This is a genomic window from Rhodoplanes roseus, assembly GCF_003258865.1.
In the GTDB taxonomy this organism is placed as follows: domain Bacteria; phylum Pseudomonadota; class Alphaproteobacteria; order Rhizobiales; family Xanthobacteraceae; genus Rhodoplanes; species Rhodoplanes roseus.
The window spans coordinates 1-9,202 of the sequence record NZ_NPEX01000236.1; the positions used below are offsets into that span (position 1 = coordinate 1).

At 69.5% G+C, this 9,202-nt stretch carries 8 protein-coding genes and 1 pseudogene; 6 read left to right on the plus strand and 3 right to left on the minus strand.

Translation table 11 applies throughout. The annotated features are described in order from the left end of the window. Both CH341_RS24045 and CH341_RS24050 read right to left on the minus strand, forming a co-directional pair. On the minus strand, positions 1-2,055 hold a 2,055-nt coding region (locus CH341_RS24045; protein WP_146604598.1), incomplete at its 3' end, for an HWE histidine kinase domain-containing protein. A gap of 209 nt (positions 2,056-2,264) precedes the next feature. Then, on the minus strand, positions 2,265-2,864 hold the full coding sequence (locus CH341_RS24050; protein WP_111421519.1) for a TetR/AcrR family transcriptional regulator: 600 nt from the start codon (positions 2,862-2,864) through the stop codon (positions 2,265-2,267). Positions 2,865-3,055: 191 nt separating this feature from the next. On the opposite strand from CH341_RS24050, the gene CH341_RS24055 reads away from it, so the two are divergent. The 6 genes and pseudogenes from CH341_RS24055 (at position 3,056) to CH341_RS24075 (ending at position 8,583) form a co-directional block, all read left to right on the plus strand. Next, positions 3,056-3,868 (plus strand): phytanoyl-CoA dioxygenase family protein, encoded by an 813-nt coding sequence (locus CH341_RS24055; protein WP_210208589.1) that lies wholly within the window; start codon positions 3,056-3,058, stop codon positions 3,866-3,868. Positions 3,869-3,965: 97 nt separating this feature from the next. Continuing rightward, a complete protein-coding gene (locus tag CH341_RS24060) occupies positions 3,966-5,132 on the plus strand; it encodes an ABC transporter substrate-binding protein (protein WP_170149782.1) in 1,167 nt (388 codons plus the stop codon). 47 nt (positions 5,133-5,179) lie between these two features. Continuing rightward, positions 5,180-6,088 (plus strand): annotated as a pseudogene (locus CH341_RS35365) (branched-chain amino acid ABC transporter permease); the annotation flags it as partial. 165 nt (positions 6,089-6,253) lie between these two features. Then, positions 6,254-7,156, plus strand: coding sequence for a branched-chain amino acid ABC transporter permease (locus CH341_RS35370; protein ID WP_245431224.1), 903 nt, complete (start codon positions 6,254-6,256; stop codon positions 7,154-7,156). After that, on the plus strand, positions 7,123-7,881 hold the full coding sequence (locus CH341_RS24070) for an ABC transporter ATP-binding protein (RefSeq protein ID WP_111421522.1): 759 nt from the start codon (positions 7,123-7,125) through the stop codon (positions 7,879-7,881). Before CH341_RS35370 ends, CH341_RS24070 begins: the two co-directional genes overlap by 34 nt. Then, positions 7,882-8,583 carry an ABC transporter ATP-binding protein gene (locus tag CH341_RS24075; protein WP_111421523.1) on the plus strand — a complete coding sequence of 234 codons (702 nt, stop codon included), beginning with the start codon at positions 7,882-7,884 and terminating at the stop codon, positions 8,581-8,583. A gap of 14 nt (positions 8,584-8,597) precedes the next feature. Here the strand turns inward: CH341_RS24075 and CH341_RS24080 are convergent. Continuing rightward, a partial coding sequence (locus CH341_RS24080; protein ID WP_146604599.1) for an extensin-like domain-containing protein occupies positions 8,598-9,202 on the minus strand: 605 nt, incomplete at its 5' end.

Genomic DNA, 9,202 nt, shown 5'->3' on the forward strand with positions numbered 1-9,202 from the left:
GTCGGCCCCGGACCCGGTCTCCGCGTCCCCGGCGCCGGACGGCGGGGCGGGCGGGACCGGCGGAGGCGGCGGGGCCTCGCTGAGGACCTCGGCGGCCGGCATGTCGACATCCCAGCGGAAGCCGGCGGGATCGTAGGCGACCGTCACGCTGGCGTTGAGCGACGCCTCGGTCAGCTTCTGGATCACGGTCGTGCCGAACCCGGCCCGGCTCGGCGCCACCACCGGCGGGCCGCCGCTCTCGTGCCAGTGCAGCCGCACCCGCTCGGCCCCGTCCGGGCCGGCGGCGATCTCCCAGCGGATCGTCACCAGCCCGCCGCCCTGGCCGAGGGCGCCGTACTTGTTCGCGTTGGTGGCGAGCTCGTGCAGGGCGAAGCCGAGATTCTGCACCGCCTCGGGGCGCAGCATCAGGAGCGGCCCCTCGACATGCAACGCCGCCGACTCGCCGACGAAGGGCGCGAGCTGCAGCCGCACCAGGTCCTCGATGCTCGCCCCCATCCAGTCGCGATGGACCAGCAGGTCGTGCGAGCGCGCCAGCCCGTGCAGCCGGCCCGTGAACTTCTCCTCGAAGTCGCCGAAACTGTCGCTCTGCCGCGCGGTGCGCCGGGCCATGGCGATGATCACGGTGATCAGGTTCTTGGTCCGGTGCGACAGCTCCCGCATCACGAACTCGATATGCGCCTCGTTGCGCTTGCGCGAGCTGATGTCGTGGGCGATCACCGAGATGCCGACCAGCGTGCCGTCGCCGCCGCGGATCGGCGCGGCGTCGAGCGACACCTCGACCGGCGTGCCGTCGCGGCGCAGCCGGATGGTGTCGAGCCGCAGGCTCTCGCCGGCCTGCGCGGCGGCGAGCTTCTGGTCGAGCTCGCCGAGCCGGTCCTCCGGCAGCAGCATCGCGTGCGGATGGCACACCGCCTCGTCGGCCCGGTAGCCGTAGAGCTCCTCGGCGGCGACGTTCCAGCTCAGGATCTCGCCGTCCAGCGAGACGCTCATGATGGCGTCGCCGGACGAGGAGACCAGCGCCGCCAGATGCGCATTGGCGATCTCGCCCTTGGCGCGGTCGTGCGAGGCCTGGGCCAGCGCCTGCCCCACCTCGTTGATCTCGCGGATTCCGGTCTCGACCTCGTCGATCACGCCTCCCGCCCCGATCACGGCGGCGGCGCGCGACAAGTCGCGGGTGGAGCGGATGATCCATTCGCCGACCAGCGCCGAGCACAGCATGGCCAGCACCGAGAACACGACGAGGCTCCACAGCACGTCGGTCTTCCAGCGCATCATCGGCGCGTCGACGGTCGCCCGGGGCACCGAGGCGATCACCGACCAGTCGTTGAACAGGCGCTGCCAGCCCGCCTGACGGTCCTGGCCGCCGAGTCGGGTGGCGGACCAGCCGCTGGCATCGGCCGCCATGCGGGCCCGCAACGCCTCCGGCAGCCGGGTGCCGACCATCGCGTCGTCGGCGTCGCTGCGGGCGATCACGTAGCCGTCGCGGTCGACCAGCGTCGCCATCCATCCGTCCGGCGTCTGGCGCGCCATCACGCCGGCGAGGTGCTCGACCGGCATGGTGCCGGAGAGAACGTAGCCGGTGCCGTGGACCGGGCAGATCAGGGTGACGACGGAGCGACCCGACATCACCGAGCGGAACAGGTCGGAGGTCTCGCACGCTCCGGTCTCGGCGACCCGCTTCACCAGCGCGGGCGCGCGGGTGACCGGCAGGGGCCGGCCGAACGGCTCCAGCGTGTTGAGGAGCTGGCGTCCGTCGCCGCCGAACAGCAGGATCCAGCCCGGCATGATCGGCACGCTCTGGCGCGCCTGGGTGTGGAAGCCGGCGAGGTCGTCGGAGGACAGATAGGGCGAGGTCGCCAGTACGGCGAGCTGGGCCCGCTTCACGGCGATCTCGCGTGCGATGTCGTCGGCGATCGTGCGGGCGTAGAGGCGGCCCTGGCGCTCGACCTCGGCCTGCTTCTCGCCGAGCACGACGCGATACTCGAGGGCGAAGAAGGCGAGGCTGGGCAGCAGCGCCGCCAAGGCGAGCAGCGACAAGGCCACCCGCAACGGCACCGGCCGCTGCAAGAGACCCTGGGATCGCCGGGGACTGGCCTTCCGACCGGACACGCGCGCCGACAATCCCGCTCCTCCTGCGCCGCCTCCGCGACGGTACCACCCTGTGGCTTTTCGCGCCGGCGTGCAAGCGACCGGGACGAGCTAAACCGATCCGGACGTTACCGGATCGGGCGTCGACGGACCTTCGACCGGGCAGTGACTCTCGGTCAGCGCAGCGGCCGCAGCCCGCCGAAGACGTGATCGGCGAGGCGGCCGGCCCATTCCGGGGTGAGCGGGGCGTGGGGGACGAGGATGCGGTACCAGATCGGCCCGTAGAGTGCGTCGACGACGACGTCGAAATCCAGGTCGTCGCGCAGCTCGCCGGAGGCGACGCCGCGCGCCAGAACCTTCTTGGCCTCGTCGCGGCGCGGCAGCACATAGCCGTCCAGCAGCGCCCGCAGCGTCTCCGGGTCGCTCTGACCCTGCGCCACCAGGGCCGAGATGATGCGCCCCACCTTCTGCCCGTACACCTCGGCGACCCGCATCATCTGACTCTTCATGTCGGCGATGGCCGACGCGGTGACGGGATAGCCGATCTTTTGGGCAGTTTCGGCGAGAAAACCGGCAATCGCCAGCGCACCGCGGTTGGGCCACCAGCGATAGATAGACGAACGGGCCGCTCCGGAGCGCGTCGCGACGGCGTCGATCGTAAATCCCGCGAGTCCCTGCTCCTCCAGAAGCTCGTTTGCCGCCTTGAGGATCGCGATCTTGACCTCGTCACCTTGCGGGCGGCCGCGGCGACGCGCAGTCGATTTGGAGATGCTCAAATTATATCACCCAAGTCCCAGATTTTGCTCAGATTATCGCCAGCCCCTCAACTTGACAATTAGCAGGACTAATTAAAACTACATAGTGTCGCTTTTAGCTGAATCCAGGAGCCGAAACCGCCGGTGGCGCAAGGCCGCGCCCCCGTTCTGCCGAGCCCAGAAACCCCAACCAGGGACTTGCGATGACAGGCGTGCTCACCCCCGAACAAGTCGCCCATTTCAAGCAAGAAGGCTATCTCTGCCCGGTCCGGGCGTTCAGCGCGGAAGAAGCGCGGAGCTACCGGAACAAGATCGAGGATTTCGAGGCCCAGTCCGGCGAGGAAGTGAACAAGAGATTGAAGATCAAGGCCCACCTCGCCTTCCCCTGGCTGGTGGAGCTGGCCCGGCACCCGCGCATCGTCTCCGCCGTGCAGGCCATCGTCGGCCCCGACGTGCTGCTGTTCGGCTCCTCCGCCTTCGCCAAGAACGCCCACGATCCGCGCTTCGTCTCGTGGCACCAGGACTCGGCCTATTACGGCCTCGATCCGCACGAGGAGGTGACCGTGTGGCTCGCGCTGTCGCGCGCCAATACGCTGAGCGGCTGCATGAAGGTGATCCCGCGCAGCCATCTCGGCCCCGACCTCGTCCACGAGGAGACGTTCGACGCCAACAATCTGCTGGCCCGCGGCCAGCGGGTGACGGTGGACGAGAGTCTCGCCATGGAGATGCCGCTGGAGCCCGGCGAGTTCTCCATGCATCACGAGCGCACCGTGCACGGCTCGCCGGCGAACATGTCGGACGATCGCCGCATCGGCATCGCGTTCTTCTACATGCCGGCGCATTGCCGCTCGCTGCTCGGGCGGCGCTCCGCCCTGCTGGTGGCGGGCGAGGATCGCTACGGCCATTGGGACCGGGATCCCGAGCCGCGCTTCGACCTCGATCCGGACAGCCTGACCTTCATGGAGAACGTCTGGGCCAGCTATCGGGACGACGCCACCACGGTCCAGGCCGCACGCCTGGCCTGATCTCGTCCCGCCCCGGCGGACCATGGTCCCGCCGGGGCGGACCCAGCCATCTGGAAGCCGCCTCAGTTCGCCAGCCCCCGTCACGAGAGCGCAATCCATGAAAGCCCGGATTCTCCTCGGCACTGCCCTGTCTCTTCTCCTCGTTGTCCCGGCTCTCGCCGGCACCGTCAAGATCGGCGTCGTCCTGCCCCAGACCGGGGTCGGCGCGGTGCTCGCCAAGCAGATGCAGGCCGCCATCGAGCTCGCCGTCACCCACGAGGGTGGCAAGCTGGGCGGACAGGACGTCGAGTTCTTCTGGGGCGACAGCCAGGGCAAGGCGGACGTCGCCAAGCAGCTCGCCGACGAGATGGTCAAATCGAAGCGCGTGGACTTCCTGGTCGGCCCGCTGTTCTCGTCCGAGATGATGGCCGTGCACGGCGGCCTCGCCCGCACCGACGCCTTCGTCATCTCGCCGATCGCCGGCCCTGCGCCGATCGCCGGGAAATCCTGCTCGGCGAACTTCTTCAACGTCTCCTCGCAGAACGACCAGCAGGCCGAGGCGCTCGGCGCCTATCTGGAGAAGCAGGGCGTCAAGCGCGTCTACGTGATGACGGTGAACAACCAGGCCGGCAAGGACATGGTGTCCGGCTTCAAGCGCAACTTCAAAAGCGAGCTGGTCGGCGAGGTCTACACCCGCTTCGGGCAGGTCGACTTCGCGGCCGAGCTGAGCGCGCTGCGCACCGCCGCGCCCGCCGCCACCTTCATCTTCTATCCGGGCGACATGGGCGTTCAGTTCGTCAAGCAGTACGCCCAGGGCGGCCTGACCAAGACGACGCCGCTCTACACGGTGTGGACGGTCGACCAGGCCACTCTGCCGGCGGTCGGCGACGACGCCATCGGGGTGCGCTCCGGGAATGTGTGGAGCGTCGACCTGCCGAACCCGGCCAACGCCCGCTTCGTCACCGACTTCAAGCAGAAGAACGGCTTCCTGCCGAACGACTACGCGGCGCACGCCTACGACTCCATCCTGCTCGTCTCCAGCGCCGTGAGGGCGGTGGGCGGCGACATGAGCCGGAAGGACGACATCCGCAAGGCCCTGAAGGCCGCCGACTTCGCCTCCAACCGCGGCAAGTTCGCTTACAACAGCAACAACTTTCCGATCGAGGACTACTATGTCCGCGAGGTCGTGAAGGGCGACGACGGCGTGCTCGTCACCAAGACGGTGGAGACGGTGATGACCGACGCCAAGGACGCCTACTATCAGGAGTGTCCTCTCGGCAAATAGGCGCGCCGCGCGCCTCCCACAGCTCCTGTCAAAGCGGGACCGCGGCCATGCACCTCCTGTTCGTCGAGCAGATCCTGAACGGATTGCAGCTCGGGATCATCTTGTTCCTGATGGCCGCCGGGCTCACGCTCACCTTCGGCATCATGAACCTGGTGAACCTGGCGCATGGCTCGCTGTTCATGCTGGGCGCCTATATGGGCGTCACCTTCCAGCTCCTCACCGGCTCCTTCGTGCTGGGCTTCATGTTCGCCGGCGTCGCCACCTTCCTGATCGGCCTCGTGATGGAACGGCTGGTGATCCGGCATCTCTACGCCCGCAGTCATCTCGACCAGGTGATGTGCACGGTCGGCCTCGTCTACGTGTTCAACGAGGCGACCCGGATGGCGTTCGGGCCGGAGCCCCTGCACGCTCCCGTCCCGGCCCTGCTCTCCGGCACCGTGGAGTTGCTCCCCGGCGCGCCCTACCCGGCCTACCGGCTCGCGATGATCGTGGCGGGCCTCGCCATCGGCGGGCTGCTCTACGGGCTGATCGCCAGGACGCGCACCGGCATGCTGATCCGCGCCGGTGCCAGCAACCGGGTGATGACCAGCGTGCTGGGAGTGAACATCGGCACCATCTACGCGGTGGTGTTCGGGCTGGGCGCGGCGCTGGCCGGCCTCGCCGGCTTCATCGCGGCCCCCATTCTCACCGTCTATCCGGGCATGGGCGACAACGTGCTGATCCTGGCCCTGGTGGTGCTGGTGGTCGGCGGCATGGGCTCGGTGAAGGGGGCGTTCGTGGCGGCCCTGCTGGTCGGCGTCATCGACACCATCGGGCGGGCCTATCTGAAGGACGTGATGGGACTGATGCTGTCGCCGGTCGCCGCCAACACGGTGGCGCCGGCGCTGGCCTCGATGCTGATCTACATCCTGATGGCCGTCGTCCTGTTCTTCCGCCCGGAGGGACTGGTTCCGGCGGCCGGGATGCGCCGGCCCGAGGCGCCCTCGGAGCCCGCCTCGGATGCGCCGCTCGGAGCGGGCCTGCTGGCGCGCTGGCGCGTACCGGCCATCGGCCTGCTGGGCGGCGGCTTCCTGCTGCTGCCGCTCGTCGCCGGCCTGGCGGATTCGCCGTTCTGGGTCGACATGGGCGTGCGCGTGATCATCTTCGCCATCGCGGCCCTGAGCCTCGATCTGATCCTCGGCCAGACCGGCCTCGTCAGCTTCGGCCACGCGCTCTATCTCGGCGTCGGCGCCTATGTGGTCGGCATCCTGGCGGACAAGGGCGTCGAGAGCGGCGTCGTGCAGTGGCCACTCGCCATGGCGGTGTCGGCGGCCCTCGCCGCGGCGTTGTCCATGGTCGCGCTGCGGACCTCCGGCACCTTCTTTATCATGATCACGCTCGCCTTCGCGCAGATGATGTTCTACGGCGCCTCCAGCCTCTACGACTACGGCGGCGACGACGGCATGCACCTTTCGGTGCGCAGCACGTTCGGCGGGCTCGTCGATCTCTACGACGCGACCCAGTTCTACTATCTGGCGCTCGCTCTGCTGGTGGTGCTGGCGGGACTGAACATCCGCCTCGCGCGCTCGCGCTTCGGCATGGTGCTGAAGGGCATCAGGGTGAACGAGCGGCGCATGCAGGCGGTGGGCTTCTCGACCTTCCGCTACAAGCTGGTCGCCTGCGCCATCTCGGCGGCGGTGTGCGGACTGGCCGGCGCCATGCTGGCCAATGCGGCCGAGTTCGTCGGGCCGCAATTCATGGACTGGACCCGTTCGGCCGAGCTGATGATCATGGTGGTGGCGGGCGGGCTCGCCACGCCGCTCGGCGCCGTCGTCGGCGCGCTCGCCTATCTGGGTCTCGAGAAATATCTCTCCGACCTCACCATCCACTGGCGGCTCGCCTTCGGCGTGCTGCTGATCCTGCTCGTCTTCGTCGGCCGCGGCGGCCTCGGCGCCCTGTTCGCGCCGGCGCCGGGCGGCGAGACGGTTCCGGCTCACAAGGGATCCTTCCGATGGGCGAGGCCATTCTTCAGACCGCGGGCGTGACCAAGACGTTCGGCGGGCTGAACGCCGTCGACGCCGTCGACTTCACGCTCGCCCCGGGCGAGCTGGTGGCCGTGATCGGGCCGAACGGCGCCGGCAAGACGACCTTCGTCAACCTCCTCTCGGGCGCGCTGCGACCCGACACCGGCGCCGTGATGTTCGAGGGCCGCGACATCTCGCGACTGCCCGTGCACGCGCGCGCCCGGCTCGGGATCACGCGCTCGTTCCAGATCGCCAGCATCTTCCCCGGCCTGACCGTGATGGAGAACGTCGCGCTCGCGGCCCAGGCCCATGCGGGCCACAGCTTCCGCTTCTGGGGCGAGGTGGCGCACGAGGCGCCGCTGCGCCGCAAGGCGCACGCCCAGCTCGCCGAGCTCGGCCTCGCCGACTGCGCCGACCGGCAGGCCGCGCAGCTCTCCCACGGCGAGAAGCGGCTCCTGGAGATCGCCATGGCGCTCGTCACCGCGCCGCGCGTGCTGCTGCTCGACGAGCCGATGGCGGGGCTCGGCATCGCCGAGGCGCGACGCATGATCGACTTCATCGCCGCCCTGAAGGGCCGCTTCACCATCCTGCTGGTGGAGCACGACATGGAGGCGGTGTTCGCTCTCGCCGACCGCGTCTTCGTGCTCGCCTCCGGCGCCCGGGTGGCGGACGGCCTGCCGGACGAGGTGCGGGCCGACGCGCGGGTTCAGCTCGCCTATCTGGGCGCCGAGGACGAGGATCTCTAGATGCTGGAGCTGCGCCAGGTCGGAGCCGCCTACGGATCGAGCCGCGTGCTGTTCGGCATCGACATCGCGATCGCCGAGGGCGAGGTGGTGACTCTGCTCGGCCGCAACGGCATGGGCAAGACCACCACGGTCAACGCCATCATGGGCCTCGTCGCGCTGACCCAGGGCGACATCCGCTTTTCCGGCGAGCGAATTTCGGGCCTGCCGCCCTACAAGGTGGCGCGCAGCGGCCTCGCCCTGGTGCCTGAAGGCCGCCAGGTGTTTCCCAACCTGACCGTCGAGGAGAACCTCGTCGCCACCGCCGCCGACCATGGACGCGCCGCGGTGCCGTGGACGCTCGGGGCCGTCTACGAGCTGTTTCCCGCGCTGTTTCCCCTGGCGCGGCGGAGCGCCGGCCTTCTGTCGGGCGGCGAGCAGCAGATGCTCTCCATCGGCCGCGCGCTGATGACCAATCCGCGGCTGCTGATCCTCGACGAGGCGACCGAAGGCCTCGCCCCGCGCATCCGCCGGGAAATCTGGAGCGCCCTGGAGCGCATCCGGCGCCACGGCCAGTCCGTGTTGGTGATCGACAAGAACATCAGAATGCTCGGCCGCATCGCGGACCGTCACTACATCCTGGAGAAGGGCCGCATCGTGTGGAGCGGGGCCTCCGACCGGCTGCTCTCCGACGAGAGCCTGCGCACCCGCTTCCTCGGCGCCTGAGCGCCGCGGCGCCGTCAGTCCTCGCCCGGCACGGCCGAGGTGAGCTCGCGGTCCTCGTCGAAGCGGGAGGAGCCGGCCCGGGTCACGGTGCGCTTCTTGGGGCCGATCGAGCCGGTGGGGCCGAAGTCGGGGCGCTGGGCCGCGTAGCCGCCGTTGCCGCGGGCGCGGGCCGCGACCACGTCGCCCGGGATCGCCGCGGGCTGGCAGATGCGGCGGCCGGAGTCGCGGCGCATCAGGTCGACATGGATGTGGTCGTAGTGGAAGACGTTGGAGCCCGGCGCCAGCACGGTGGTGAACATCTCGCAGGCGACGGTCTGGACGTCGTGCAGGAAGCCCTGCTCCTCGGGGGTGCCGCGCCAGCCGCGCTTCACCGTGATCACATGGCCGTCGGCCAGCACGAAGCCGGCGATGTCGAGCGCGTTGCCGAAGGCGTGCTCGGAGATTCTCGCGCGCGGATTGCCGTTCATGCCGCGGCACGAATAGGCGGAGATCTGCTTGATCTCGACCACCGGCTGGCGGAACCAGCGCTGCGCCGCCGGCTGTACGCCCTCCAGCACCCAGCGGTCGAGCTGCGAGACCAGCGGACAGGCGAGCGTCGCGGCCGGCGACACCGAGGCCG